Source organism: Azospirillum sp. TSO22-1, assembly GCF_003116015.1.
Classification (GTDB): domain Bacteria; phylum Pseudomonadota; class Alphaproteobacteria; order Azospirillales; family Azospirillaceae; genus Azospirillum.
Window position 1 is genome coordinate 58,926 of record NZ_LGQZ01000028.1, and the last position, 25,426, is coordinate 84,351.

Genomic DNA, 25,426 nt, shown 5'->3' on the forward strand with positions numbered 1-25,426 from the left:
AGGCCGCGTGTGGCGCAGCTCACAGTCGCGGGGCCGGAATCGCGCAGGGTCCGGCGGCAGAGCCGGTCGGGCGACCGGATCGCAGAAACCCGCAGAAAGGTCTTGTCATGAAACGCTTCGCTTTTGCCGCGCTCCTCCTCTCCTCGGTCGCGGCGCTGGCCGGGACCGCCGAAGCCGCGGACACCCTGGGGGGCAAGTCGTCCATCATCGTGGTCGGCGGCAAACCGGGTGTCCGACAGAGCCTCAACCCCCAGCCGCTGCCTCCCCGCTGGCTTGGCGGGCTTGGCGACAGCCGGAGCCTGAACCCGCAGCCGCTGCCTCCCCGTCTCTCGGGACTGTCCATCCGCTGACGGACGTGCGCTGGACTGTAAAGGGCGGGGTCGAAGATGGCCCCGCGCTTTAGTCGGACCCGGCCGCCAGCGCCGGCTTGATCAACCCGAAGAACACGGCGCTGTCGCCTTCATAGCGCCAGCCCAGATGCGCGCCGCAGCCCCGGCACACGGCGAAGCGCCACGCGAAGCCGCGGAACCACGTGAACTCCGTCGTGGCCGGCCCGACGCCGGCCGCCCCCGGCGCCTCCTTGAAGCACAGCACGCGAAAGACCCGGCCGGCCGGGTTGAAGAACGCCCGCTCGTGCGCGCCGTCCACCGCCATCTCCCAGCGCCCGCGGGTCACCTCGTGCGCGCAGGCGGCGCAGCGGTAGACGCGCTCGGCGTCCCTGGTGGCGCCGTCGGCCACGCTGTCGGGCAGATCCTTGGGCATGGCCGCATCCTAGCTCTCAGGCGGTGCGCCGCGCCAGCGCCGCCACGCCCCAGGCCAGCCCGGCTGCCAGCATCAGCCCGCCGGCCGCCGCCAGCCCGCGCACCGTCGCCTCGCGCAGCACCAGGGCGCGCGGGCTGGCCTCGGCGTCGAAGGCGCCGTGCGTCGCGTGCGGGGCGTGCACCGGCTCGTACAGGTTGTCGCGGTAGCCCGCCGGCAGCGGCTCGGGGCGGAACTGCTGCTCGTACGCCATGCGGGCGGCGGCGCGGTCCATCAGGCCGGGCGCCACCATCTGGCCGAGGATCGTCTGCACCGTCGAGCCGCCGACCCACAGGTCGCGCGGGGCGTGCACGGCGGCGTGCAGGATGGCCACGGCGGCGCGCTCCGGCTGCATGATGGCGCCGACCGGCTGCGGCCGGCGGGCGAAGCGCACCCGCGCCCAGTCGAACTGCGGGGTGTTCATCGCCGGCAGGTGCACGGCGGTGAGGCGGACGTTGCTGCCGTCGTGGATCAGCTCGGCCCGCAGCGAGTCGGTGAAGCCGACGATGGCGTGCTTGGCGCCGCAGTAGGCGGCCTGCAAGGGGATGCCGCGGAACGCCAGCGCCGAGCCGACCTGCACGATGGTGCCGCGGTCGCGCGGCAGCATGCGGCGCAGCGCCGCCATGGTGCCGTGCACGCAGCCGAAGTAGCAGACCTGCGTCACCCGGTGCAGCTCGTGCGGCTCCAGCGCGCGGACCGGCGAGAAGACGGTGGTCATGGCGTTGTTGACCCACACGTCGATGGGGCCGAGCGTCTCCTCCACCGCCTCGGCGGCGACGTCCACCGCCTCGAAGTCCGACACGTCGGCCGGCAGCGCGACGGCCTCGCCGCCCAGCCGCTCGACCTCGCGCTCGGTGGCGTGCAGCGCCTCGCCGTCGCGGGCCAGCAGGCCGATGCGGGCTCCCCGGCGGGCGAAGGCGTGCGCGGTGGCGCGGCCGACGCCGGCCGAGGCGCCGGTGATGACGACGACGGGGGAGGGGGTAGGCATCGGGCGATCTCCGGCGGCTGGGGCTCGATTCTGTCAACGGCGCAGGCGGGTTTCGGTGCCCTGGCCGCTCAGTCCCCCGAGCGCTGCGCCTCGTGCCCGCCGGGCGCCTGGGCGCGCTTGCGGGCGGGGCCGGCGATGCGGGCGAGGTTGTGGGCGGAGTTGACCAGCGCCACGTGCGAGAACGCCTGCGGCACGTTGCCGAGCTGGCGGCGCGCCACCGGGTCGTATTCCTCGGCCAGCAGGCCGACGTCGTTGCGCAGCTCCAGCAGGCGCTCGAACAGCTCCCGCGCCTCCTCGTGGCGGCCCAGCATCACCTTGGCATCGACCAGCCAGAAGGCGCAGGCCAGGAAGCAGCCCTCGCCGGGCGGCAGGCCGTCCACCTCCGGCTCGGTCGGGTAGCGTTGCAGCAATCCGCCGTCCACCGACAGCTCGCGCTCGACCGCTTCGATGGTGCCGACGACGCGCGGGTCCTCGGGCGGCAGGAAGCCCACCTGCGGGATCAGCAGCAGCGCCGCGTCGGTGTGCTTGGCGCCGTAGTACTGGACGAAGCTGTTGCGCTTGGCGTCGAAGCCCTTCTCGCAGACCTCGGCGTGGATGCGCCGCGCCAGCTCACGCCAGCGCTCCACCGGTCCCTCCACGCCGGACTGCTCGACGGCCTGCACCGCGCGGTCGAAGGCGACCCAGGCCATCACCTTGGAGTGGGTGAACTGGCGCGCCGGGCCGCGCACCTCCCACAGGCCGTGGTCGGCGGCGTGCCAGACCGTCTCCAGGTGCTTGAGCAGCGCGCGCTGGACGCGCCAGCTGTCGTCGTCGCGGGCGAGGCCGTTGCGCCGGGCGATGTGCAGGGTGTCCAGCACCTCGCCGTAGACGTCGAGCTGGCACTGCCCGTGCGCGCCGTTGCCGATGCGCACCGGCCGGCTGCCCTCGAACCCGGCCAGCCAGGGCACCTCCCATTCGTCCAGCCGCCGCTCGCCGGCCAGGCCGTACATGATCTGCAGCTGCGCGGGCATGCCGGCCACCGCGCGCACCAGCCAGTGCCGCCACGCCTCCGCCTCCTCGCGGTAGCCGGCGGTGAGCAGGGCGTAGAGCGTGAACGCCGAATCGCGCAGCCAGCAGAAGCGGTAGTCCCAGTTCCGCTCGCCGCCGATCTTCTCCGGCAGCGAGGTGGTGGCCGCCGCGGCGATGCCGCCGGTCGGGCCGTAGGTCAGCCCCTTCAGCGTGATCAGCGAGCGCTCCACCGCCTCGCGCCACGGCCCGGCGGTGCGGCACCGGCCGCTCCAGGCCCGCCACCACGCCTCGGTCTCGGCCAGCAGGGCGTCCGGATCCTCGGCCGGCGCTGCGGGCAGGTGGGAGCGATGCCAGATCAGCGTGAACGGCGTCCGCTCGCCGGCGGCGACGGTGAAGGCGGCGCGGGTGTGGAAGTCCTCACCGCGCAGCGGCACCGGGGTGCGGAGCGCGACGGCGTCCGGGCCGGCGATGGCGCTCAGCCCGTCGTCGCAGCGGCGGACCCACGGCACGACGGCGCCGTAGCCGAAGCGCAGCACCAAGTCCATGGAGAGGTCGACGCGCCCCCGCCGCCCCTCGACGATTCGCACGAGGTCGGCGCGGTCCTCGTCGCGGTCCATCTGCGGCGGCATGAAGTCGATGAGGGCGACGGTGCCCCCGGCGGTCTCGAACTCGGTCTCCAGCACCAGCGTGCCGGGGAGGTAGCGGCGGCGGACCGCCTTGACCTCGCCATCCGGCGCGATGCGCCAGCGGCCGTTCTCGGCAGCGCCCAGCAAGGCGGCGAAGCAGGCCTCCGAATCGAACCGCGGCAGGCACAGCCAGTCCACCGCGCCGTCGCGCCCGACCAGCGCCGCGGTGTGCGTGTTGCCGATGAGCGCGTAGTCCTCGATGCGGCGTGCCATGCCCACGCGAACGGCGGCACGGGCGCGGGAGTTCCGCAAACGCGAAAAGGGCCGGCGCATCGCTGCGTCGGCCCCTTCGTATGGTCGGAGAGAGAGGATTCGAACCTCCGGCCCCTGCCTCCCGAAAGCAGTGCTCTACCAGGCTGAGCTACTCTCCGTCTGACCGGCGTCGCCGCCGGTGGAGCGGGTATATAACGGCTCCGATCCCGCCCTGCAAGCTCAATAATCGCGGTCGATCACGAAATCGATCACGTCCAGCAGGGCGCGCTTTACGGCGCTGTCCGGGAACAGGCCGAGCGCGTCGCGGGCGATGGCGCCGTAGTGGCGGGCGCGCTCCACGGTGTCCTTCAGCGCGTTGTGCCTGACCATCAGCTGCTGCGCGCGCTCCAGGTCGCCGTCCTGCTGGTCCAGCTCCTCCATGGTGCGGCGCCAGAAGGCGCGCTCCTCGTCGTTGCCGCGGCGGAAGGCGAGCACGATGGGCAGGGTGATCTTGCCCTCGCGGAAATCGTCGCCGACCGTCTTGCCCAGCTTCGCCTGCTTGGCCGAGTAGTCGAGCACGTCGTCCACCAGCTGGAAGGCGATGCCGAGGTTCATGCCGTAGTCGTAGAGCGCCATCTCCTCCGCCTGCGGGCGGGCGGCGACCACCGCGCCGACGCGGCAGGCGGCGGCGAACAGCTCCGCCGTCTTGGCCTTGATGACCTCGAGGTAGGCCTGCTCGCTGGTCTCGGTGTCGTTGGAGGTTTGCAACTGCAACACCTCGCCCTCGGCGATCACCGCCGACGCCTTGGACAGGATGCGCAGCACGTCCAGCGAGCCGACCCCGACCATCAGCTCGAAGGCGCGGGAGAACAGGAAGTCGCCGACCAGCACGCTGGCCTTGTTGCCGAACACCGCGTTGGCCGAGGCGAGGCCGCGGCGCAGGTCGCTCTCGTCCACCACGTCGTCGTGCAGCAGCGTGGCGGTGTGGATGAACTCCACCACGGCGGCCAGCATCTTGTGGTTCTCGCCCCGGTAGCCGCACAGCTGCGCGGCGGCCAGCGTCAGCACCGGGCGCAGGCGCTTGCCGCCGGCGGCGATGATGTAGCCCGCCAGCTGCGGGATCATCTCCACCGACGAATGCATGTTCGCCAGGATCAGCTCGTTGACGGAGTCCAGGTCCTGGGAGACCAGGCTGGTCAGCTCGTCCAGCGGGGTGGACTTGCGCCGTTTCGGATCGAGGTTCGTGACGACCGCCAAGGCCGGCTCCAATCGTGATTGACGTGGCGATTCCCGGCAGCGAGCATAACGGCATACCCTGTTCGGTCAAGTCCGCTTGCCCACAGCACCCGGAGCGCCATGCAGAACCGCCTGCGTACCACCGAGTTCCAGTCTTTGTCACTCGTCCAAGGGACGGAAAGAGGCGCGCCGTGACGGACGGTGAGGACAGCCTGCCGGACAGCCTGCTCGGGGGGCGCGTGCGCATCGCGCAGCCGCCCGAGGGCTACCGCGCCGCCATCGACCCCGTGCTGCTCGCCGCCGCCACGGCGGCCGAGCCGGGGGACCGCGTGCTCGACGTCGGTGCCGGCACCGGGGCGGCGTCGCTCTGCCTCGCCGTGCGCGCCCCGGCCTGCCGCATCGTCGGGCTGGAGAAGCACCCGGAGGTCGCCGCCTACGCCAGCCACAACATCGAGCTGAATGGGGTGCAGGCCCGCGCCTGGGTGGTGGTCGGCGACCTGTTGAACCCGCCGCTGATGGTGGCGCCGGGATCCTTCGACCGGGTGATGATGAACCCGCCCTACCTGAGAGCCGACGCTGCCACGCTGCCGCCCGACCCCTGGAAGGCCGCCGCCAACGTGGAGGGGGAGGCGACGCTGGCGCACTGGATCGCCTTTGCCGCGACCATGCTGAAGATGCGCGGCTGGCTGACGCTGGTGCATCGTGCCGACCGGCTGGACGAGATTTTGGCGCTGCTGCCCGGCCGCTTCGGCTCGACCGTGCTGTTCCCGCTGTGGCCGAAGGCGGGGGAGGCGGCGAAGCGCGTGCTGGTGAGCGCGCAGCGCGGCGGCAAGGGGCCGGCCACGCTGGCGGCCGGGCTGGTGCTGCACGAGGCGGACGGCCGTTTCACCGCGGCGGCGGAGGCGGTGCTGCGCGACGGCGCGGCGCTGAGCCTTTGATGAACGCGCGGGCGCACCCATCTCTTTCGGCGATGATCCGATCCCTCCTCTCCAAACTCCCCTTCGGCCCGTGGCGCGAGCGCGGGCCGGTGGTGTCCGTCGTGCGCCTGTCCGGCGCCATCGGGGCGGCCAGCCCGCTGCGTCCCGGCCTGTCCCTGGAAACCCTGGCGCCGCTGCTGGAGCGCGCCTTCGCCCGCAAGGGGCAGGCGGCGGTGGCGCTGCTGGTCAACTCGCCCGGCGGTTCGCCGGTGCAGTCGGCGCTGATCGCCAAGCGCATCCGCGACCTCGCCGAGGAGAAGACGGTGCCGGTGCTGGCCTTCTGCGAGGACGTGGCGGCGTCCGGCGGCTACTGGCTGGCCTGCGCGGCGGACGAGATCTTCGCCGACGAGAGCTCGATCGTCGGCTCGATCGGCGTGGTGTCGGCCGGCTTCGGCTTGCATGACTTCATCGAGCGGCACGGCATCGAGCGGCGCGTCTACACGTCGGGCGACAAGAAGGTGCTGCTCGACCCCTTCGCGCCGGAGCGCGAGGACGGCGTTGCCCACCTCAAGGCCATCCAGGCCGAGGTGCACGAAAGCTTCAAGGCGATGGTCCGCGCGCGGCGCGGCGCCCGCCTGGCCGGGCCGGACGAGGAGCTGTTCACCGGCGCCTTCTGGACCGGCCGGCGGGCGCTGGGCTACGGCCTGATCGACGGCATCGGCGACGCGCGCGGCGTCCTGCGGGCGCGCTTCGGCGAGAAGGTGCGTTTCGCCGTGGTGCACGAGCCCCGGCCGTGGTGGCGCCGCCTGCCGGTGCGCAGCCGGTTCTCCAGCCCCTGGGCGGCGGAATTGGCGGACGCGGCGCTGGGCGCCGTGGAGGAACGCGCGCTGTGGGCGCGCTACGGACTTTAGGAGGGCAGGGGATGAGTCAGCCCCAGGTGTTGAGCCGCCGCGTCGTCCACAAGGACCACGTGATCTTCCGCGAGGGCGAGCCCGGCAACGTCATGTTCCTGGTGCAGAGCGGCCGGGTGCAGATCTGGCGCGGCCAGCCCGACGACCGGGTGCAGTTGGGCATCGTCCCGCAGGGCGGCGTCTTCGGCGAGATGGCGATCTTCGACGGCAAGCCGCGCATGGCCAGCGCCTCGGCGCTGGAGGACACGGTGCTGGTGCAGATCCAGGGCGACCACGTGCGCGAGGCGCTGCGCAAGGCCGACCCGATCCTCACCAAGCTGATCAAGGTGATCCTGGATTCCGCCCGCGGCCTCGGCGCGCAGCTGGAGGCGGCGCACCGCGCACCGGCGCCAACGGCCGAGCCGGAAGGTGGCGAGGAGGCGTAACCTTGGGGCATTTGGCCCGCGGCGCCGAGGTTCATCTGACCGTCATCCCCGCGAAGGCGGGGATCCATAAGTCCCAAAGCAAGGGGCTGTGGAAAGCATGGATCCCCGCCTTCGCGGGGATGACGGGTTGGAAGGTGGTTGAGCGCTGAACGCGGCCTTTCGGCAGCATTTTCCAGTATTCCGGGGCGCGCCGGGGATGCCGGCGCGCCCTTCGTCGCTTACCCCTCGATCCGCGAGAAGTCCGCCACCGCGTTCAGCGTCGCACGGATCTGGCTGAGCAGCCGCAGGCGGTTGGCGCGCAGGTCGGCCTGCTCGGCGTTCACCGTCACCTTGTCGAAGAAAGCGTCCACCGGGCCGCGCAGGCGGGCCAGCACGCCCATGGTGCCGGTGAAGTCCTCCTTGTCCAGCAGCGGCTTGGCCGTCTGGGCGGCGTCGGTGAGGGCGCCGTAGAGGTCCTTCTCCTCGGTGAGCGTCAGCAACGTGGCATCGACCGGCTGGTCGTAGGCCTTGCCGTCCTTCTTCTCCTCGATGCGCACGATGTTCGAGGCGCGCTTGTAGGCCGTCAGCAGGTTGGCACCGTCCTCGGAGCCGACGAACTCCTGCAACGCCTTCACCCGTGCCAGCAGGCGGACGAGGTCGTCCTCGCCGCCCAGCGAAAACACGGCGTCCACCAGATCGTGCCGCACGCCCTGGTCGCGCAGCACCACCTTCAGGCGGTCGGCGAAGAAGGCCAGCAGGTCGCCCGCCACCGCGTCCGCCGCGGCGAAGCCGCCGACCCGGTACAGGCCGTGTGCCGCCTGGAACACCTGGGCGAGGTTCAGGCGCAGCCCGTTCTCCAGCACCAGCCGGATGATGCCCAGCGCGGCGCGGCGCAGGGCGTACGGGTCCTTGGAACCGGTGGGCTTTTCGTCGATGGCGAAGAAGCCGACCAGCGTGTCCAGCTTGTCGGCCAGCGCCACCGCCACCGACACCGGCGCCGTCGGGCAGGAATCGGTGGGGCCGAGCGGCTTGTAGTGTTCGGCGATGGCCTCGGCCACCGCGGCGCTCTCGCCTTCGCCGAGCGCGTAGTAGCGGCCCATGATGCCCTGGACCTCGGGGAACTCGCCGACCACCTCGGTGACCAGATCTGCCTTGGCGAGGAAGGCGGCGCGCGTGGCGGCGTCGGCATCCGCGCCGATGGCGCGGGCGATCTCGGCCGCCAGAACCTGCACCCGGTTCACCTTCTCGGACACCGTGCCGAGCTTGGCGTGGAAGGTGATGTTGGCGAGCTTGGGGACGCGCTCCTCGAGCTTCGTCCTGCGGTCCTGGTCCCAGAAGAACTTGGCGTCGGACAGGCGGGCGCGCAGCACGCGCTCGTTGCCGGCGACCACGGCCTTGCCGCCGTCCGCCGTCACCATGTTGGCGGCGACGATGAAGCGCGGCGCCATCTTGCCGGCCTTGTCGAGCACCGCGAAGTACTTCTGGTGCGTGCGCATGGAGGTGATCAACACCTCCGCCGGCACGTCCATGAACGCCTCGTCGATGCTGCCCATCAGCATCACCGGCCACTCGACGAGGCCGGCGACCTCCTCCAGCAGCCCGTCGTCGGGCGACAGGGTCAGGCCCTGCGACGCGGCGAGAGCCTCGGCGTCGGCCTTGACCTTCGCCTTGCGCTCCTCGCGGTCGAGGACGACGTGGGCGGCACGGAGCTTCTGCTTGTAGTCGGCGAAGCTCTCGACGGCGAACGGCTCCGGCGACAGGAAGCGGTGGCCGCGGGTGGTGTTGCCGAAGGCCAGCGAGCCCTGGCGCTCACCCAGGTTGAACGACCCGGCCAGCGTCCTGCCGCCGAACACCGCGACGATGGAATGCAGCGGGCGCACCCAGCGCACGTCGCCGCTCGACCAGCGCATGGACTTCGGCCAGGGCAGTTCGGCCATCACCGCGGGGATGATCTCGGCCAGCACTTCCGCCGTGTCGCGGCCCTTCTTCTCGGCGACGGCGAAGTAGAACACGCCCTTGCCGGTGTCGCGCTGTTCGCACTGGTCGAGGCTGGTCAGCCCGGCGGACTTCAGGAAGCCCTGCACCGCCTGCTCGGGCGAGCCGACGCGCGGGCCCTTCTTCTCTTCCTTGACGTCGGCGGTGCGCTCCGGCAGCCCGTCAACCACCAGCGCCAGCCGGCGCGGCGTCGAGTGAGCCTCAGCCTTCGTGAAGGTCAGGCCCGACGCGGTCAGGCGGTCGGTGACGAGGCGCTTGAGGTCGTCCGCCGCGCGCGCCTGCATGCGGGCGGGGATTTCCTCGGAGAAGAACTCGATCAGCAACTCGGGCATTTACTTGGCCCCCCCGGCGATCCACGCCTCGCAGCAGGCTTTCGCCAGCGCGCGCACGCGGCCGATGTAGGCGGCGCGCTCGACGACGGAGATCACGCCGCGCGCGTCCAGCAGGTTGAACAGGTGCGACGCCTTGATGCACTGGTCGTAGGCGGGCAGCGCCACGCCCTTGCCGACCAGCGCCTGGCACTCGGCCTCGGCGTCCTTGAAGTGCTGGAGCAGCATGTCGGTGTTGGCGTGCTCGAAATTGTGGGCGGAGTACTCGATCTCGGCGCGCTTGAAGACGTCGCCGTACTTCACGCCCTCGCCGTTGAAGTCGAGGTCGTAGACGTTCTCCACGCCCTGCACGTACATGGCGAGGCGCTCCAGGCCGTAGGTCAGCTCGACCGCCACCGGATCGCACTCGATGCCGCCGACCTGCTGGAAGTAGGTGTACTGCGTGACCTCCATGCCGTCGCACCACACCTCCCAGCCCAGGCCCCAGGCGCCCAGCGTCGGGCTCTCCCAGTCGTCCTCGACGAAGCGGATGTCGTGCAGTTTGGGGTCGATGCCCAGCACCTCCAGGCTCTTCAGGTACAGCTCCTGCGCGTTGGCCGGCGAGGGCTTGAGGATCACCTGGTACTGGTAATAGTGCTGCAGGCGGTTCGGGTTCTCGCCGTAGCGGCCGTCCTTGGGGCGGCGGGAGGGCTGCACGTAGGCCGCCTTCCACGGCTGCGGACCGAGCGCCCGCAGCGTCGTGGCCGGGTGGAAGGTGCCGGCCCCGACTTCCATGTCGTAGGGCTGGAGGATCACGCAGCCCTGTTCGGACCAGAACTGGTGAAGCTTCAGGATGAGGGCCTGGAACGACAGGCTCTTTGAGGACGCCATGGGCGGTCACTTGCAGGTCGGTTGAAAGCGCCGGGCACGATACGCGGGCGACTCCGGCAAATCAAGCCGCGACCGGGCTTACTCCTCAGCGCCCGTACGGGCATCCGGCCCGCCCGCACGAGGTGGCGGAGCGCGGCGCCACCCAGGCCCCGCACTCCGGACACTTCTCCATGTCCTCGGCGTCCGCCGTGCGGGTGGGGCCGGCGGATGCGGCGGGCGAGTCGGGGCGGGGAGCCGGCTGCGGCGCGGCCTGGCGGCGCAGCTGCGCGCGGCGCACGGCGTCCACGCGCTGGAACCAGCGCCAGCCGAACCACACGGCGCCGATCACCAGCGCGAGGAGAAGGAGTTTCGAGAACGACAGCATGGCCGCAGGATGCTGGGCTAGCGGCGGAGGGTCAAGCGGGGATCCTTCCCCTAAGTGGTTCATGAGCCGTGCGCGCACCGCCCATACGGCGCGGCCCTCCGGTTGGCCTTGTGTTCCGCATCCGCGGCAGACTAGAAGGGAGCGTAAGCGGTGCTACCAGTCCGCCTGCACGCAGGTGCCGGCGGGCAGACGACAACCCAGGGGATGGAACCAGCCATGGCGAGCCAAGGCGTGAATCAGTGGGTCTACAGCTTCGGTGCGGGGAAGACCGAAGGCCGTGCGGACATGAAGAATCTGCTCGGCGGCAAGGGCGCCAATCTGGCCGAGATGGCCAATCTCGGCCTGCCGGTGCCGCCGGGCTTCACGATCACCACCGAGCTCTGCACCTATTTCTATGCCAACGGCCGCGCCTATCCGGGCGAGCTGAAGGATCAGGTCGCCGCCGCGTTGGCCGCGGTCGAGCAGGCCATGGGCGCCACGTTCGGCGACGCCGTCAACCCGCTGCTGGTCTCGGTGCGCTCGGGTGCGCGCGCCTCGATGCCGGGCATGATGGACACGGTTCTCAACCTCGGCCTCAACGACGTCACGGTGCAGGGGCTGGTCAAGCGCTCGGGCGACGCGCGCTTCGCCTTCGACAGCTACCGCCGCTTCATCCAGATGTACGGCAACGTGGTGCTGGACGTTGACCACCACCACTTCGAGGACATCCTCGACAGCCACAAGCGCGACCGCAACAAGGCCTTCGACACCGACCTGACCGCCGACGACTGGGAGGCGGTGATCGCCGACTACAAGGCGATGGTCGAGCGCGAGCTGGGCCGGCCCTTCCCGCAGGACCCGCAGGAGCAGCTGTGGGGCGCCATCGGCGCGGTGTTCGGCTCGTGGATGAACGCCCGCGCCATCACCTACCGCAAGCTGCACGACATCCCGGCCGACTGGGGCACGGCGGTGAACGTGCAGTCCATGGTGTTCGGCAACATGGGGCAGGACTGCGCCACCGGCGTCGCCTTCACCCGCAACCCGTCCACCGGCGAGAACGCCTTCTACGGCGAGTACCTGGTCAACGCCCAGGGCGAGGACGTGGTGGCCGGCATCCGCACGCCGCAGCACCTGACCATCGCCGGCAAGCAGGCCAACCACTCCGATCTGCCGGCCATGGAAGAGGTGATGCCGGAGGTCTTCCGGCAGCTCAACGACGTCCGCCTGCGGCTGGAAAAGCACTACCGCGACATGCAGGACATCGAGTTCACGGTGCAGCAGAACAAGCTGTTCATGCTGCAGACGCGCAACGGCAAGCGCACCGCGCCGGCCGCGCTGAAGATCGCCGTGGACATGGCCAGCGAAGGGCTGATCGACCGGAAGGAGGCGGTGAAGCGCATCGACCCGGCCTCGCTCGACCAGCTGCTGCACCCGACCCTCGACCCGAAGGCGGAGCGCAAGGTGATCGCCAAGGGCCTGCCGGCCTCGCCGGGTGCCGCGTCGGGCAAGGTGGTGTTCACCGCCGACGAGGCGGAGAGCCAGGCCGGCCTCGGTGACGCGGTCATCCTGTGCCGCGTCGAGACCAGCCCCGAGGACATCCATGGCATGCACGCCGCCAAGGGCATCCTGACCACCCGCGGCGGCATGACCAGCCACGCCGCCGTGGTCGCCCGCGGCATGGGCCGCGCCTGCGTGTCGGGCGCCGGCGAGCTGCGCGTCGACTACAAGACCAGGACCATCACGGTCCGCGACATCGTCGTGAAGGAAGGCGACATCCTCACCATCGACGGCTCGACCGGCGAGGTGATGCTGGGCGCCGTCCCGACGATCCAGCCGGAGCTGAGCGGCGACTTCGCCACGCTGATGGGCTGGGCCGACGAGATCCGCCGCATGAAGGTCCGCACCAACGCGGAGACGCCGCTGGACGCCCGCACCGCGCGCAAGTTCGGCGCCGAGGGCATCGGCCTGTCGCGCACCGAGCACATGTTCTTCGACCCGCAGCGCATCCTGGCGGTGCGCGAGATGATCCTGGCCGACAGCGAGAAGGGCCGCCGCGCCGCGCTCGCCAAGCTGGAGCCGTACCAGAAGCAGGACTTCATCGAGCTGTTCGAGATCATGGCCGGCCTGCCGGTCACCATCCGCCTGCTCGACCCGCCGCTGCACGAGTTCCTGCCGACCACCGAGGCCGACATGGCCGAGGTCGCCAAGGCCGCCGGCACCGATCTGCTGCGCGTCCAGCAGCGCTCGGTGCAGCTGCACGAGACCAATCCGATGCTGGGCCTGCGCGGCTGCCGCCTCGGCATCGCCTTCCCGGAGATCTACGAGATGCAGGCCCGCGCCATCTTCGGCGCGGTGGCCGAGGTCGCCAAGTCGGGCCAGGCCGTCCTGCCGGAGATCATGATCCCGCTCATCAGCACCAAGAAGGAGCTGGACATCCTGAAGGCCATGGTCGACCGCGTCGCCAAGGAGACCATGGCGGCCACCGGTCAGACCTTCGAGTACATGGTCGGCACCATGATCGAGCTGCCGCGCGCGGCGCTGCTGGCCGGTGAGATCGCCGAGACGGCGGAGTTCTTCAGCTTCGGCACCAACGACCTGACGCAGACCACCTACGGCATCAGCCGCGACGACGCCGGCAGCTTCCTGCCCGACTACGAGCGCGCCGGCATCATGGAGCACGACCCGTTCGCCACCCTCGACCCCGAGGGCGTGGGCGAGCTGGTCCGCCTCGCCGCCGAGCGCGGCCGCAAGACCCGGGCGAAGATCAAGCTCGGCATCTGCGGCGAGCACGGCGGCGACCCGGCCTCCATCGCGTTCTGCGAGTCGGTCGGGCTCGACTACGTCTCCTGCTCGCCCTACCGCGTGCCGATCGCGCGTCTGGCGGCGGCGCAGGCGGCGCTCAACGCCGACACCGTCAAGCGCGACTGATCCTCGCCGTGCCAACGAAAGCCTCTTCCGGTCCGCCGGAAGAGGCTTTCTTTTTTGCATCGCAGCATGGAGGCGGTGCTGGTACGATGGTTCCATCGCTAACGATGGGATTGGAGCCGGAATGCCGGACGCGACGATGCTTGCCTGGAAGGACGCGTGGTCCATCGGCGTGCCGGAGATCGACTGCGAGCACGCGGCGCTGGTGCAGGACTTCGCGCGCCTGATCGACCCGGCGCGTCGCGGCGACCACGCCTTCCAGCGCGCCGCGCTGGACGCGCTGATCGAGCACGTCTGCCGTCACTTCGACCACGAGGAGCACCTGATGCGCGAGTACGCGTATCCGGAGTTCCGCCGGCACGCCGAGGTGCACGCGCTGCTGCTCAAGCAGCTCACCCATTTCGAGGCGCTGCTGAACGCCCAGCCGGAGGAGGGCGCCGGCCCGAGCATCCTGGACTTTCTCGGCCGCTGGCTGCTCGACCACATCCAGGAGGACGACATGCGCTTCGGCGTCTACCTGCGCGACCTCTTCCCGCAGCGCAAGGCGTCGTAGGCGGCTACCGCCGCCACAGCTCCATTGCGCCGTCCAGCGGCAGCTGCTTGAGGGTGCGCAGGTAGTCCAGCTCCTGCGACACGGTCTCGCGCTCGGTCTCCGGGCGCAGCAGGCGGCGCATCGCCTTGCCGGTGGTGGGGAAGAAGTGGACGCGCCGGCCGGTGGCGCCGCCCAGGTCGCGGCCGGCGAGCGTCAGCCCCTCGCGTTCGACGAAATCCAGGGCGAAGGCGGCGTTGGCGACGCCGACGTCCATGCTGCTCTCGATCACCCGGGCGCCGCCGAACAGCTTGACCTCCAACCGTTCCTTCTGCGCGCCGCGTGCCAGCAGGTCGTTGATCAGCCGCTCCATGGCGACGCTGCCGTAGCGGGTGGCGATGCCGATGCCGCCCTCGGCCGGGGCGCCGGGCAGCAGGAAGTGGTTCATGCCGCCGACGCGCGCCACTGGGTCGTGCAGGCAGGCGGCGATGCAGGAGCCCAGCGTCGTCACCAGCATGTCGTCGGCGCGTGACGAGATCCGATGGTGGCCCAGCACCACCGGCACGACGTAGGCCTTGAACTCGGGATCGTAATAGGAGCCGTCGGAGCGCACGCCCTCGGCCCCGGCGCTCCGCCGGTCGTGCGCCACGCTGCCCGCGTACCCTGCCATCACGGTCCTCCTGCCGGTCCGACGCTAGACAGGATCGCTTAGGAAAGTGCTAACGCTGTCCGCAGCCAGCGGCTAAATGTTATGTCCACGAACATGAAAGGGCAGCAGGGCACATGAGCGACGGCCGCGACTGGACGTACGAGGCGATCCGGAAGATCGAGGCGGACTTCAACCGCTCGGCCGACACCCACCTGATCCGCCTGGAGGTGCCGGTCCTGCCGGGCATCACGCTGTACCTCAAGGACGAGTCGACGCACGCCACCGGCAGCCTGAAGCACCGACTGGCCCGCTCGCTGTTCCTCTACGCGCTGTGCAACGGCTGGGTGGGGGAGGGGACGACGGTGATCGAGGCGTCCTCCGGCTCCACCGCGGTGTCGGAGGCGTATTTCGCGCGCCTGCTCGGCCTGCGCTTCATCGCCGTGATGCCGCGCGGCACCTCGTGCGAGAAGGTGGCGCAGATCGAGTTCTACGGCGGCCACTGCCACTTCGTGGACGACCCGACCACGGTGGTGGCCGAGAGCCGGCGGCTGGCGGCCGAGGTCGGCGGCCACTTCATGGACCAGTTCACCTACGCCGAGCGCGCCACCGACTGGCGCGGCAACAACAACATCGCCGAATCGGTCTTCCAGCAGCTGGCGCAGGAGGAGCATCCGGTGCCGGAGTGGATCGTCTGCGGTGCCGGCACCGGCGGCACCTCGGCGACCATCGGGCGCTACCTGCGCTACCGCCGGCACGCCACCCGGCTGTGCGTCGTCGATACCGAGAACTCGGTGTTCGCCGAGTCCTGGCGCACCCGCGACCGCACCGTCACCCGCAGCCGCGGCTCCGCCATCGAGGGCATCGGCCGGCCGCGCGTCGAGCCGTCCTTCGTGCCGGAGGTGATCGACCACGTGATCGACGTGCCGGACGCCGCCAGCTTCGCCGCCATGCGCGTGCTGTCGCGGATGATCGGCCGCGCGGTCGGCGGCTCCACCGGCACCAACCTGTGGGGCTGCGCCGAGCTGATGGCCGGGATGCGGCGGGCCGGGCGCGGCGGCTCGGTGGTGACGCTGCTGTGCGATTCCGGCGAGCGCTACCGCAACACCTACCACGACGACGCGTGGCTGGCGGCGCAGGGCCACGACCTGGCGCCATGGACGGCGCGGCTGGAGCGGTTCTTCAGCGCCGGGGAGTGGTGAGGCGGTTCACAGCAGGATGATCCACGTCGCCTCGCGTCCCTTCATGCCCTCGCGCACGTGCAGCAGCACGCGCTGGCCGGGCGGCAGCAGGCCGACGCTGCAGCGGCGCAGCAGGCTCTTGTGGACGAACACGTCCTTGCCGCCGTCGTCGGCGACGACGAAGCCGAAGCCCTTGTCCGGCTTGAACCACTTCACCGTGCCGGCGACCTCCGCCTCGTCGCCGGTGGGGGCGCCGGGCTGCGGCGCCGGGCCGCGCACCTCGATCAGGTCGCTGACCTGCGGCCCTTTGCCGCCGGGGACGACGCGGCAGACGATCTCCGTCCCTTCGGGGATGTCGTAGAGGCCGGCGCGGGTCAGCACCGAGACGTGCAGGAACGCGGCCGGCGAGCCGTCCAGCGGCGCCACGAAGCCGAAGCCCTTGGCCGGGTCGAACCACTTGACCACGGCGTTGACCTGGATGCCCTCGTGCAAGGTTCCATCCCCCTACCCGAAGAAGGGATTTAGCCACACTCGAATTCGTCCCGCCAGTGCCTTTCCTCGGCTATCCTGGGGTGTGCGAGGGGCGCGCGCCCGCCGGGTTGCTTTCCCGCCGGCCGCGGCCCATCTGCGGGAGTGGCAAGCCCGGCGCAGAACGGGCGACAGGAAACAGGGGAGGTCAGTCATGGGTGAAGCCGCCGAGGCTCTGTCCGGCAATCCTTGGGAGCGCGCCTATCCGGCGGACGTGGACTACCACGCGGCGCTGCCCCGCCGTCCGCTGTACGACCTGATGGACGAGGCGGCGCGCCGCTTCGCCGACCGCCCCTGCCTGGATTTCCTGGGCAAGCGCAGCACCTACCGCGAGATCGGCGCGCTGGTCGATCGCGCCGCCAAGGGCTTCCAGGAGATGGGCGTGCGCAAGGGGGTGCGCGTCGGCCTGTTCCTGCCCAACACGCCCTATTACGTCATCTGCTACTACGGCGTCCTGAAGGCCGGTGGCACGGTGGTGAACTTCAACCCGCTCTACGCCGAGCGCGAGCTGAAGCACCAGATCGACGACAGCGGCGTCGAGACCATGGTGACGCTCGACCTCGCGGTGCTCTACGACAAGATGGCGCGGATGCTGGACGAGACCGGGCTGAAGCGTGTCGTCGTCTGCCCGATGGCGGAGATTCTGCCGTTCCCCAAGAACTGGCTGTTCCCCATCGCCAGGCGCAAGGAGCTGGCGACGCTCCGCGCCGACGCTTCCACCGTGCCGTTCCGCCGGCTGACGGCCAACGACGGCCGTCCGGCGCCGGTGTCCATCGACCCGGCCGAGGACGTGGCGGTGCTGCAGTACACCGGCGGCACCACCGGCGTGCCGAAGGGCGCCATGCTGACGCACGCCAACCTCACCGCCAACGCCGAGCAGTGCTCGCTGTGGTTCGTCGGGGCCGAGCCGGGGCAGGAGCGCATGCTGGGCGTGCTGCCGTTCTTCCACGTCTTCGCCATGACCGTGGTGATGAACCTGAGCATCCGCTTCGGCGCCGAGATCATCCTGCTGCCGCGCTTCGACCTCGACCAGGTCATGCAGACCATCCACGACAAGAAGCCGACGCTGTTCCCCGCGGTGCCGACCATCTACACGGCGATCAACCACCACAAGGACCTGGGCAAGTTCGACGTCTCCTCGATCCGCTTCTGCTTCTCCGGCGGCGCGCCGCTGCCGGTCGAGGTCAAGGAGGCGTTCGAGCGCAACACCGGCTGCATCCTGGTGGAGGGCTACGGCCTGTCCGAATCCTCGCCGGTGGCCACCGGCAACCCGCTGCGCGGCGTCAACAAGCCGGGCTCCATCGGCCTGCCGATCCCCGGCACGGTGATCGAGATCGTCAGCCTGGAAGAACCGCGCCGCGTCCTTCCGCCCGGCGAGAAGGGCGAGGTGTGCATCCGCGGCCCGCAGGTGATGAAGGGCTACTGGAACAAGCCGGCCGAGACCGCCGAGACGCTGCGGGACGGCCGCCTGCACACCGGCGACGTCGGCACCATGGACGAGGACGGCTACGTCTTCATCGTCGACCGCATCAAGGACATGATCCTGTGCAGCGGCTTCAACGTCTACCCGCGCAACGTCGAGGAGGCGATCTACCTGCACCCGGCGGTGGCCGAGTGCGTGGTGGCCGGCGTGCCGGACGAGTACCGCGGCCAGACGGTGAAGGCGTACGTCCGCCTGCTCGACGGCGAGGACTTGACCAGGGAGGAACTGTGCGCCTTCCTGAAGGACAAGCTGTCGCCCATCGAGATGCCGAAGATCGTCGAGTTCCGCGGCGAGCTGCCGAAGACGATGATCGGCAAGCTGAACCGCAAGGCGCTGCTGGAGGAGGAGAAGGCGAAGCGTGCCGAAGGAGACCGTGTCGACAATGGCTGAGACGCCGCCCGAATCGGCGCCGGATCCGGTCGAGGTTGAGAAGCGCCGGCGGTTGCGCGGCTTCCTGAACCACCTCATCGCCTATTTCGCGGTGATGGTGGTGCTGGTGCCGGTCAATGCGGTGCTCGACCCGACCCGCGCGTGGTTCGTGCTGCCGCTGGTCGGCTGGGGCGCGCCGCTGGCGCTGCACGCGGCCTACGCCATGGGCCTGGTCGGCAAGAAGCCGGGAGCGGGCGCATGAGCGGGCGCAAGGCGGTTCTGGTGCGCATCTCCGGCCGCGTCCAGGGCGTGTGGTACCGCGGCTGGACGGTGGAGCGGGCGAGCGCGCTGGGCCTCAACGGCTGGGTGCGCAACCGCGCCGACGGTACGGTGGAGGCGCTGTTCGCCGGCCCGGCCGACCGGGTGGACGCCATGCTGGCCGCCTGCCGCGAAGGCCCGCCGGCCGCTGTGGTCCGTGACGTGGCGGTCGAGCCGGCGCCGGACCCCGGCGGCGGCCCCTTCGAGCAGCGGGCGACGCAATGACGCACACCTGGGGCGCACACCTGGGACGCGCGCTTGGTTAGCGACTCGTTAGCCATGCTGGGCTAAGGTGCGCCGCATGAGGATCCTGGTTCCGCTTGCCGTTCTGATGCTGGCCGCCGCGCCCGCGGGTGCCGCGTCCGTGGACCGCACCGACCCGCAGCACCTCACGCCGCCGCCGCCCGGCGGCTACGACCTGCCGCTGTCGCCGCCGGTGGTGAGGTTCCCGCTGCCGTCGCAGTGGCTGACCATCAAGGGCGACGTGGACTGGCGCAAGGCCGGGGTCTTCGACAAGAAGCTCAGCGACGCCTGCGCCACGCGGAACTTCACCGAGAAGCTGCCGATGCGCTTCCGCGCCGCCTACAAGGGGGAGATCCTGGGGGTGGCGTTCGGGCACGGGCTGAACCTGAACGACCCCGGCAAGCTGGCCGACCCCAAGATGATCTACCTGTTCCGCAACGGCGACAGCACCCAGTGCGGCGTGCTGAAGATGCCGAACGACGACCCGCGGATCTCCAGCAAGCCCGAGGCGACGCGGCAGCCGTAGACTGATGCTGCCTTCATCGTCATCCCCGCGAAGGCGGGGATCCAGTGCTCGCGTCCGCGAGCCACATGACTCATGTCGCCGCTATCGCGGCTCACGCTGGATCCCCGCCTTCGCGGGGATGACGGTCGGGGGTTACGCCGGCTGTTCCTGCGCCGCCTCCCCGAACACCTCCTCCCAACTCGCCATCAGCGCCGAATCGACGTCGTCCATGGTCAGCAGGTGGCCGAGCGCCACCATGGAGGTCACTCCGTACTGGCTGATGCCGCACGGCACGATGCCGGCGAAGTGCGACAGGTCCGGCTCGACGTTCAGCGCCACGCCGTGGAAGGTCACCCAGCGGCGCACCCGTACGCCGATGGCGGCGATCTTGTCCTCCTGGCCCTTCAGGCCGCCGTACGGCCCCTTGTCGACCCAGATGCCAACCCGGCCCTCGCGCCGCTCGCCCTTGATGTTGAAGGAGGCGAGCGTGCGGATCAGCCAGTCCTCCAGATTATGGACGTAGGCCCGCACGTCCGCCCCGCGCGCCTTCAGGTCCAGCATCACGTAGGCCACCCGCTGCCCCGGCCCGTGGTAGGTGAACTGCCCGCCGCGGCCGGTGCGGTGGACCGGGAAGCGGTCGGGATCCAGCAGGTCCTCGTCGCGGGCGCTGGTGCCGGCGGTGTAGAGCGGCGGGTGCTCCAGCAGCCAGACCAGCTCCGGCGCCGTGCCGGCGCGGATCGCCTCGACGCGCGCCTCCATCTCGGCGATGGCCTCCTCGTAGGGCACGGGCTCGTCGCTGATGCGCCATTCGATGGGGTTCATGGATGGACTGACCACTTTCTTTGCGATTGGTGAAATGCGCGGCTTGATCCCGCCATCGGGATCTGGTATTCCCCCGCCCACTCCGGTGCAAGCATCGGATGCCTACCAGGGATGCGGTCGTGGCGGAATTGGTAGACGCGCAGCGTTGAGGTCGCTGTGGCAGAAATGCCGTGGAAGTTCGAGTCTTCTCGACCGCACCATCTCCGGATTTTCCGGGGATAAACGAAAAGCCCGCAGGCCGATGGCCGAGCGGGCTTTTTCGTATCCGGAGCCTGGAGGATCAGCGGATGAACACGTACTGGTCCAGCGACACCCGGCGCATGGTCTGCACGATGTAGGGCTGGGCGTTCACCACGGTGACGCTGCCCTGCCGTTCGCGGCAGCGGTTGGCCAGCACGAACAGCATGCCGATCGCCGTCGAATCCAGGAAGGTCAGGTAGCGCAGGTCGAGCGGCACCTCCGGCTTCGCCGTGAAATCCCAGTGCGCCAGCATCTCGTGGAACTTGCGGCTGTCGTCGTAGGTGAAGCGTCCCGACAGCAGGATGCCGTCCTGCCCGTCCACTTCGGTGAAGGCGTACTCCATCGCGCAAAACCCCGACCCGCCGTTGCTGCGCCCATATTACGCAGGTATGCGGCGGATTAAACAAAGTTCACGCGCCGGCCCGCCCGACACGCTGGACAAAGGCGCCCCCCGCCTATATTCCGTGCGGGCCCCGTCGGTCGCGCCAAGCCGTGCCGCCGGGGCTCCTCGACAAGACATCAAGCGCGCACCCCGGTGCTGCCGAAACGGGAGCGGACGATGGACATGGCCGAAAACCGTGACCCGCACCAGCCGCCGCCTCAGCAGCCCCTGCCCGAGGAGCCGCGCCATGCCTTCCGCGAGGAGGACGAGGAGCCCGCCTACGGCGTCGATCCCGACTTCGTGCAGGAGATCGGCGACCTGCTGCGCGACGGCCGCACCGCCGAGGTGCGTGCCGAGGTCGAGGACCTGCACGCCGCCGACGTCGCCGACCTGATCGAGCAGATCGGCCCGGACGAGCGCGAAGCCCTCATCGACATCCTGCGTCCGGACTTCGACGGCGAGGTGCTGTCGCACCTCAACGAGGACCTGCGCGACGAGGTCATCGACCTCTTCGAGCCGAAGGAACTCGCCGCCGCCGTCGCCGAGCTGGACACCGACGACGCCGTCGACCTCATCGAGGACATGGACGAGGAGACCCGCAAGGAGATCCTCGACAACCTGCCCGCCGAGGACCGTGCCCTCGTCCAGGAGAATCTGACCTACGAGGAATACACCGCCGGCCGCCTGATGCAGCGCGACCTCGTGGCGGTGCCGCAGTTCTGGACGGTGGGCAAGACGCTGGACTTCCTGCGCGCCTCGGGCGACGACCTGCCGGAGGACTTCTACGACCTCTTCGTGGTGGACCCGCTGCACCGGGTGGTGGGCGCGGTGCCGCTGTCGCGGGTGATGCGGCAGAAGCGCTCGGTGCGCATCGCCGACATCGCCACCGAGGACCTTCACGTCATTCCCGTCACCATGGAGCAGGAAGAGGTGGCGAACCTCTTCCGCCAGTACGCCCTGGTCTCCGCCCCGGTCGTCGATCAGGCCGGGCGGTTGCGCGGCGTCATCACCGTGGACGACGTGGTGCACATCATCGACGAGGAGGCGGAGGACGACCTGCTCAAGCTCGGCGGCGCCGGCGACACCGGCGTCTACAGCCCGGTGCGCGAGATCTCCAGGTCGCGGCTGTGGTGGCTGCTGGTCAACCTGGGCACGGCGTTCGCCGCGGCCGGCGTCATCTCGCTGTTCGAAGCGACCATCGAGAAGATCGTGGCGCTCGCCGTGCTGATGCCCATCGTCGCCTCCATGGGCGGCAACGCCGGCACCCAGACGCTGACCGTGGTGGTGCGCGCGCTGGCGACGCGCGAGCTGTCGCCGTCCAACGTCTGGCGCGTCTTCGGCAAGGAGCTGGCGGTGGCGCTGATCAACGGCGTGGTCTTCGCCATGCTGGTCGGCATCATCGCCTGGGTGTGGTTCGAGCCGACCATCGGCGTCGTCATCGCCTGCGCCATGATCATCAACCTGTTCGTCGCCGGCCTGTTCGGCGTGATGATCCCGCTGGGCCTGGAGAAGCTGGGTGTCGATCCGGCGGTGGCGAGCACGGTGTTCCTCACCACCGTCACCGACGTGGTGGGTTTCTTCGCCTTTCTGGCGCTGGCGACCGTCTTTTTGTTGTAAAAATTGCTTGCGTCGGCCGCGGCGGCCCGTCAGCATGCGGGCTCGGCATGGGGTGCTGCGCGTGGTGCGCGGCTGAGATCAAACCCATCGAACCTGTCTGGGTAATGCCAGCGAAGGGAGCCGCGCATGAGCGAATCTGCGCCCGCAATCCATCCATCGTCATCCGAATCCCTGTCCGTCGCCGTGATCGGCGCCGGCGTCATCGGCCTGGGCATCGCCTGGAGGCTGGCGTCGGCCGGTGTGCGTGTCGACGTCTTCGACCAGGGCGAGGCCGGCCACGGCGCCACGTACGCTTCCGGCGGCATGCTCGCCGCCTGCATCGAGACCGAGCCGGGGGAGGAATGGATGTTCCCCCTCAACCGCGAGAGCCAGCGGCGCTGGCCCGCCTTCGCGGCCGAGCTGGAGGCCGCCACCGGCCTGTCGGTCGAGCTGCGCACCGAGGGCACGCTGTACATCGGCCACACCGCCGACGACATGGCGCGGCTGCGCTTCCTGCACGAGTTCCAGCGCGGCCTGGGGCTGCCGGTCGAGCTGCTGGGCGGCGCCGAGGCCCGCCGACGCGAGCCCTACCTGCAGCCGGGCGTGGCCGGAGCGCTGTTCAGCCCTGAGGATCATCAGGTCGAGAACCGCCAGCTCGCCCGCGCCCTGCACGCCGCTGTGCTGAAGGCCGGCGGGCGGGTGCACGAGCGCGCGGCGGTGAGCCGTGTCGAGCTGCGCGGCGGCCGGGCGGCCGGCGTGTGGGTGGGCGATGCGCTCCATCCGGCCGACGTGGTGGTGTTGGCCGCCGGGGCGTGGTCGCGCGGCATCGAGGGGCTGCCCGCCGCGGGCCGTCCGCCGGTGCGGCCGATCAAGGGGCAGATGCTGGCGCTGCGCATGGACCCGGCGGCGCCGCTGCTGCGCCACGTGGTGTGGACCCCCACCACTTACCTGATCCCGCGCCTGGACGGCCGTCTGGTGATCGGCGCCACCAGCGAGGAGCGCGGCTTCAACGGGGACCTGACGGCCGGCGGGATCTTCTCGCTGCTGGAGGGCGTGTGGCGGGCGGTGCCCGGCGTCGCCGAGCTGCCCATCGACGAGATGTGGACCGGCTTCCGCCCCGGCAGCCGCGACGACGCGCCGATCCTGGGAACCGGCGAGGTGGAGGGGCTGGTCTACGCCACCGGCCACCACCGCAACGGCATCCTGCTGGCGCCGGTCACCGCCGACGCCATCGCCCGCCTGATCCTCACCGGCGAGACCGATCCGGTGATCGCCGGCTACGGCATCGGCCGCTTCGCGGAGGCCGCATGACGACGATCCGCGTGAACGGCACGGCGGAGCCGCTGGAGGCGGCCTCCGTCGCCGACCTTCTGGCCGCGCGCGGCATCGGGCCGGACACCCCGGCCGTCGCCGTGGCCCTCAACGGCGCCGTGGTGCGCCGGGCGCAGTGGGCGGAGACGCCGCTGAACCCCGGCGATGACCTGGACATCGTCCGCCCCTTCCAGGGCGGCTGACCCAATCACACCCTCCCCCGCCTCCGGCGGGGGAGGGAGGGGCCCGCGAAGCGGGAGGGTGGGGGCTACGGCTTCTCGGGATGGGCCGCTGCCCCCACCCTCCCACGCTGCGCGCTGGTCCCTCCCTCCCCCTGCGGGGCAGGGGGAGGGCATGCATGGAGATTCCCATGACCACCGACGACGTTCTGACCATCGGTGCACGCCGCTTCCGCTCCCGCCTGTTCCTCGGCACCGGCGGCTACCCCAACCAGAAGGCCATGCTGGATTCGCTGGCCGCCTCCGGCACCGAGGTGGCGACCGCCGCCATCCGCCGCATCAGCCTGGACGGCTACGGCGAGAGCCTGATCGACGTGCTGGGCGGCCGGGTGACGCTGCTGCCCAACACCGCCGGCTGCCTCACCGCGAAGGAAGCGGTGCTGACCGCCCAACTCGCCCGTGAGGCGCTGGGCCTGGACTGGGTCAAGCTGGAGGTCATCGGCGACCGCGAGTTGCTCTACCCCGACTCCGAGGAATTGCTGAAGGCCACGGCCGAACTGGTGGCCGACGGCTTCACCGTGCTGCCCTACTGCACCGATGACTTGGTGACCTGCCGCAAGCTGGCCGACGCCGGTGCGGCGGCGGTGATGCCGCTGGGCGCGCCCATCGGCTCGGGCCTTGGCATCCGCAACCCGCACGCCATCGAGGTGATCTGCGCCCGCAGCCCGGTGCCGGTGATCCTCGACGCCGGCATCGGCACGGCGTCGGACGCGGCGCTGGCGATGGAGCTGGGCTGTGCGGCGGTTCTGCTCAACACCGCGGTGTCGAAGGCACGCGATCCGGTGCGCATGGCGGCGGCCATGCGCGACGCGGTGGCGGCCGGCTGGAACGCCCGTCAGGCCGGCCGGATCCCGCGGCGATTCGGCGCGGAGGCGTCCAGCCCGCAACTCGGCTTGATCGGTTCGTAAGTTCGCGCCAGTTTAGGCGGGTCTTTCCGCAACCGCGAGATACCCGACCGTGGCCCAGCCCAAGGAAAACACCTTCAAGCCCCGCGATCCCGACTGGAAGGCCCGCTGCCTGGCGGCGTTCGAGAAGCAGCCCATCGCCAAGACGGTGGGCATCTCGATCGCCGCGCTGGAGCCCGGCTTCTGCGAGATGCGCCTGCCGTTCCGCGAGGAGCTGACGCAGCAGCACGGCTTCTTCCAGGCGGGCATCGTGGCGATGCTGGCCGACAACGCCGGCGGCTGGGCGGCCTACACGCTGATGCCGCCGAAGTCGGAAGTGCTGGCGGTCGAGTTCAAGATCAACCTGATGTCGCCGGCCAAGGGCGAAGAGATGATCGCGCGGGCGCGCGTCGTGAAGTCCGGCCGCACGCTGACCATCACCTCCATCGAGGTCTTGATGCTCGACGGCGGGCGCGAGGTGGACGTGGCGCTGATGCAGCAGACCTGCATCGCCATCGTCGACTCCAACCAGTAAACACAGCGAGAGG

Annotated in this window: 27 protein-coding genes, 2 tRNA genes and 1 riboswitch; of the genes, 17 read left to right on the forward strand and 12 right to left on the reverse strand. The window is 70.4% G+C overall.

Translation table 11 applies throughout. The features are described from left to right. Nucleotides 1-107 precede the first annotated feature (107 nt). Entirely contained in the window at nt 108-350 is a 243-nt protein-coding gene (locus TSO221_RS08810) for a hypothetical protein (protein ID WP_109118113.1), read from the forward strand. A gap of 49 nt (nt 351-399) precedes the next feature. Here the strand turns inward: TSO221_RS08810 and TSO221_RS08815 are convergent, their stop codons facing one another. The 5 genes from TSO221_RS08815 to TSO221_RS08835 form a co-directional block, all read right to left on the reverse strand. After that, nucleotides 400-762, reverse strand: a complete 363-nt coding sequence (locus tag TSO221_RS08815) for a cereblon family protein (protein WP_109118114.1) — start codon at nt 760-762, stop codon at nt 400-402. A gap of 16 nt (nt 763-778) precedes the next feature. Then, on the reverse strand, nt 779-1,786 hold the full coding sequence (locus TSO221_RS08820) for an SDR family oxidoreductase (RefSeq protein WP_109118115.1): 1,008 nt from the start codon (nt 1,784-1,786) through the stop codon (nt 779-781). Between the two features lie 68 nt (nt 1,787-1,854). Continuing rightward, nucleotides 1,855-3,693: a glycoside hydrolase family 15 protein gene (locus TSO221_RS08825; RefSeq protein ID WP_109118116.1), complete on the reverse strand. Its 1,839-nt coding sequence runs from the start codon at nt 3,691-3,693 to the stop codon at nt 1,855-1,857. A gap of 81 nt (nt 3,694-3,774) precedes the next feature. After that, nucleotides 3,775-3,851: transfer RNA gene (locus tag TSO221_RS08830), tRNA-Pro, on the reverse strand. Nucleotides 3,852-3,912: 61 nt separating this feature from the next. After that, the gene (locus TSO221_RS08835; RefSeq protein WP_109118117.1) at nt 3,913-4,929 is read right to left on the reverse strand and encodes a polyprenyl synthetase family protein; all 1,017 of its coding nucleotides are present in this window, start codon (nt 4,927-4,929) and stop codon (nt 3,913-3,915) included. A 170-nt stretch (nt 4,930-5,099) separates the two neighbouring features. On the opposite strand from TSO221_RS08835, the gene TSO221_RS08840 reads away from it, so the two are divergent. Genes TSO221_RS08840 through TSO221_RS08850 form a run of 3 tightly spaced genes read left to right on the forward strand, consistent with a single transcriptional unit; the run spans nt 5,100 to nt 7,161 of the window. Continuing rightward, on the forward strand, nt 5,100-5,846 hold the full coding sequence (locus TSO221_RS08840) for a methyltransferase (protein ID WP_109118118.1): 747 nt from the start codon (nt 5,100-5,102) through the stop codon (nt 5,844-5,846). Between the two features lie 32 nt (nt 5,847-5,878). Continuing rightward, nucleotides 5,879-6,736, forward strand: coding sequence for a S49 family peptidase (locus TSO221_RS08845; RefSeq protein ID WP_109118119.1), 858 nt, complete (start codon nt 5,879-5,881; stop codon nt 6,734-6,736). 11 nt (nt 6,737-6,747) lie between these two features. Next, the gene (locus TSO221_RS08850; RefSeq protein WP_109118120.1) at nt 6,748-7,161 is read left to right on the forward strand and encodes a cyclic nucleotide-binding domain-containing protein; all 414 of its coding nucleotides are present in this window, start codon (nt 6,748-6,750) and stop codon (nt 7,159-7,161) included. A 218-nt stretch (nt 7,162-7,379) separates the two neighbouring features. On the opposite strand, the gene glyS is transcribed toward TSO221_RS08850, so the two are convergent. The 3 genes from glyS to TSO221_RS08865 all read right to left on the reverse strand — a co-directional run bounded on the left by glyS (nt 7,380) and on the right by TSO221_RS08865 (nt 10,698). After that, on the reverse strand, nt 7,380-9,467 hold the full coding sequence (glyS, locus tag TSO221_RS08855; protein WP_109118121.1) for a glycine--tRNA ligase subunit beta: 2,088 nt from the start codon (nt 9,465-9,467) through the stop codon (nt 7,380-7,382). Further along, nucleotides 9,468-10,334: a glycine--tRNA ligase subunit alpha gene (locus tag TSO221_RS08860; RefSeq protein WP_109118122.1), complete on the reverse strand. Its 867-nt coding sequence runs from the start codon at nt 10,332-10,334 to the stop codon at nt 9,468-9,470. 85 nt (nt 10,335-10,419) lie between these two features. Beyond that, nucleotides 10,420-10,698, reverse strand: coding sequence for a hypothetical protein (locus TSO221_RS08865; RefSeq protein WP_109118123.1), 279 nt, complete (start codon nt 10,696-10,698; stop codon nt 10,420-10,422). A 216-nt stretch (nt 10,699-10,914) separates the two neighbouring features. Between TSO221_RS08865 and ppdK the strand changes: the two genes are divergently transcribed. Both ppdK and TSO221_RS08875 read left to right on the forward strand, forming a co-directional pair. Continuing rightward, nucleotides 10,915-13,605: a pyruvate, phosphate dikinase gene (gene ppdK / locus TSO221_RS08870; protein WP_109118124.1), complete on the forward strand. Its 2,691-nt coding sequence runs from the start codon at nt 10,915-10,917 to the stop codon at nt 13,603-13,605. Nucleotides 13,606-13,726: 121 nt separating this feature from the next. After that, complete coding sequence (locus tag TSO221_RS08875; protein ID WP_109118125.1) at nt 13,727-14,155, forward strand: bacteriohemerythrin; 429 nt, start codon at nt 13,727-13,729, stop codon at nt 14,153-14,155. Nucleotides 14,156-14,159: 4 nt separating this feature from the next. Here the strand turns inward: TSO221_RS08875 and TSO221_RS08880 are convergent, their stop codons facing one another. Continuing rightward, nucleotides 14,160-14,801 (reverse strand): chemotaxis protein, encoded by a 642-nt coding sequence (locus TSO221_RS08880; RefSeq protein WP_109118126.1) that lies wholly within the window; start codon nt 14,799-14,801, stop codon nt 14,160-14,162. Nucleotides 14,802-14,914: 113 nt separating this feature from the next. Here TSO221_RS08880 and TSO221_RS08885 point away from each other — a divergent pair, with 113 nt between their 5' ends. Next, nucleotides 14,915-15,979 (forward strand): PLP-dependent cysteine synthase family protein, encoded by a 1,065-nt coding sequence (locus tag TSO221_RS08885; protein WP_109118127.1) that lies wholly within the window; start codon nt 14,915-14,917, stop codon nt 15,977-15,979. A 6-nt stretch (nt 15,980-15,985) separates the two neighbouring features. Here TSO221_RS08885 and TSO221_RS36810 read toward each other — a convergent pair whose 3' ends face one another. After that, nucleotides 15,986-16,450: a cold shock domain-containing protein gene (locus tag TSO221_RS36810; protein WP_109118128.1), complete on the reverse strand. Its 465-nt coding sequence runs from the start codon at nt 16,448-16,450 to the stop codon at nt 15,986-15,988. 190 nt (nt 16,451-16,640) lie between these two features. On the opposite strand from TSO221_RS36810, the gene TSO221_RS08895 reads away from it, so the two are divergent. The 4 genes from TSO221_RS08895 (at nt 16,641) to TSO221_RS08910 (ending at nt 19,425) form a co-directional block, all read left to right on the forward strand. Next, nucleotides 16,641-18,359: a long-chain fatty acid--CoA ligase gene (locus tag TSO221_RS08895; RefSeq protein WP_109118129.1), complete on the forward strand. Its 1,719-nt coding sequence runs from the start codon at nt 16,641-16,643 to the stop codon at nt 18,357-18,359. Then, nucleotides 18,352-18,600: a 2TM domain-containing protein gene (locus tag TSO221_RS08900; RefSeq protein ID WP_109118130.1), complete on the forward strand. Its 249-nt coding sequence runs from the start codon at nt 18,352-18,354 to the stop codon at nt 18,598-18,600. Before TSO221_RS08895 ends, TSO221_RS08900 begins: the two co-directional genes overlap by 8 nt. After that, entirely contained in the window at nt 18,597-18,881 is a 285-nt protein-coding gene (locus TSO221_RS08905) for an acylphosphatase (RefSeq protein ID WP_109118131.1), read from the forward strand. Before TSO221_RS08900 ends, TSO221_RS08905 begins: the two co-directional genes overlap by 4 nt. A gap of 76 nt (nt 18,882-18,957) precedes the next feature. Further along, nucleotides 18,958-19,425, forward strand: coding sequence for a hypothetical protein (locus tag TSO221_RS08910; protein WP_247877966.1), 468 nt, complete (start codon nt 18,958-18,960; stop codon nt 19,423-19,425). A 132-nt stretch (nt 19,426-19,557) separates the two neighbouring features. Here TSO221_RS08910 and lipB read toward each other — a convergent pair whose 3' ends face one another. Next, on the reverse strand, nt 19,558-20,226 hold the full coding sequence (gene lipB, locus TSO221_RS08915) for a lipoyl(octanoyl) transferase LipB (RefSeq protein ID WP_109118132.1): 669 nt from the start codon (nt 20,224-20,226) through the stop codon (nt 19,558-19,560). Between the two features lie 113 nt (nt 20,227-20,339). Here lipB and TSO221_RS08920 point away from each other — a divergent pair. Next, nucleotides 20,340-20,426 (forward strand) — tRNA-Leu (locus TSO221_RS08920). Nucleotides 20,427-20,506: 80 nt separating this feature from the next. Here the strand turns inward: TSO221_RS08920 and TSO221_RS08925 are convergent. After that, nucleotides 20,507-20,809, reverse strand: a complete 303-nt coding sequence (locus TSO221_RS08925) for an STAS domain-containing protein (RefSeq protein WP_109118133.1) — start codon at nt 20,807-20,809, stop codon at nt 20,507-20,509. A 216-nt stretch (nt 20,810-21,025) separates the two neighbouring features. Between TSO221_RS08925 and mgtE the strand changes: the two genes are divergently transcribed. The 5 genes from mgtE (at nt 21,026) to TSO221_RS08955 (ending at nt 25,413) form a co-directional block, all read left to right on the forward strand. Beyond that, a complete protein-coding gene (gene mgtE, locus TSO221_RS08930; protein WP_247877967.1) occupies nt 21,026-22,465 on the forward strand; it encodes a magnesium transporter in 1,440 nt (479 codons plus the stop codon). A 38-nt stretch (nt 22,466-22,503) separates the two neighbouring features. Further along, nucleotides 22,504-22,600, forward strand: a riboswitch (TPP riboswitch). After that, nucleotides 22,592-23,755 (forward strand): glycine oxidase ThiO, encoded by a 1,164-nt coding sequence (gene thiO, locus TSO221_RS08935; RefSeq protein WP_199229416.1) that lies wholly within the window; start codon nt 22,592-22,594, stop codon nt 23,753-23,755. (Overlaps the previous riboswitch by 9 nt.) Continuing rightward, complete coding sequence (gene thiS, locus TSO221_RS08940; protein WP_109118134.1) at nt 23,752-23,958, forward strand: sulfur carrier protein ThiS; 207 nt, start codon at nt 23,752-23,754, stop codon at nt 23,956-23,958. Before thiO ends, thiS begins: the two co-directional genes overlap by 4 nt. Before the next feature lie 167 nt (nt 23,959-24,125). After that, nucleotides 24,126-24,902, forward strand: coding sequence for a thiazole synthase (locus TSO221_RS08950; protein ID WP_109118162.1), 777 nt, complete (start codon nt 24,126-24,128; stop codon nt 24,900-24,902). A 49-nt stretch (nt 24,903-24,951) separates the two neighbouring features. Further along, entirely contained in the window at nt 24,952-25,413 is a 462-nt protein-coding gene (locus TSO221_RS08955) for a PaaI family thioesterase (RefSeq protein ID WP_109118136.1), read from the forward strand. Nucleotides 25,414-25,426 lie beyond the last annotated feature (13 nt).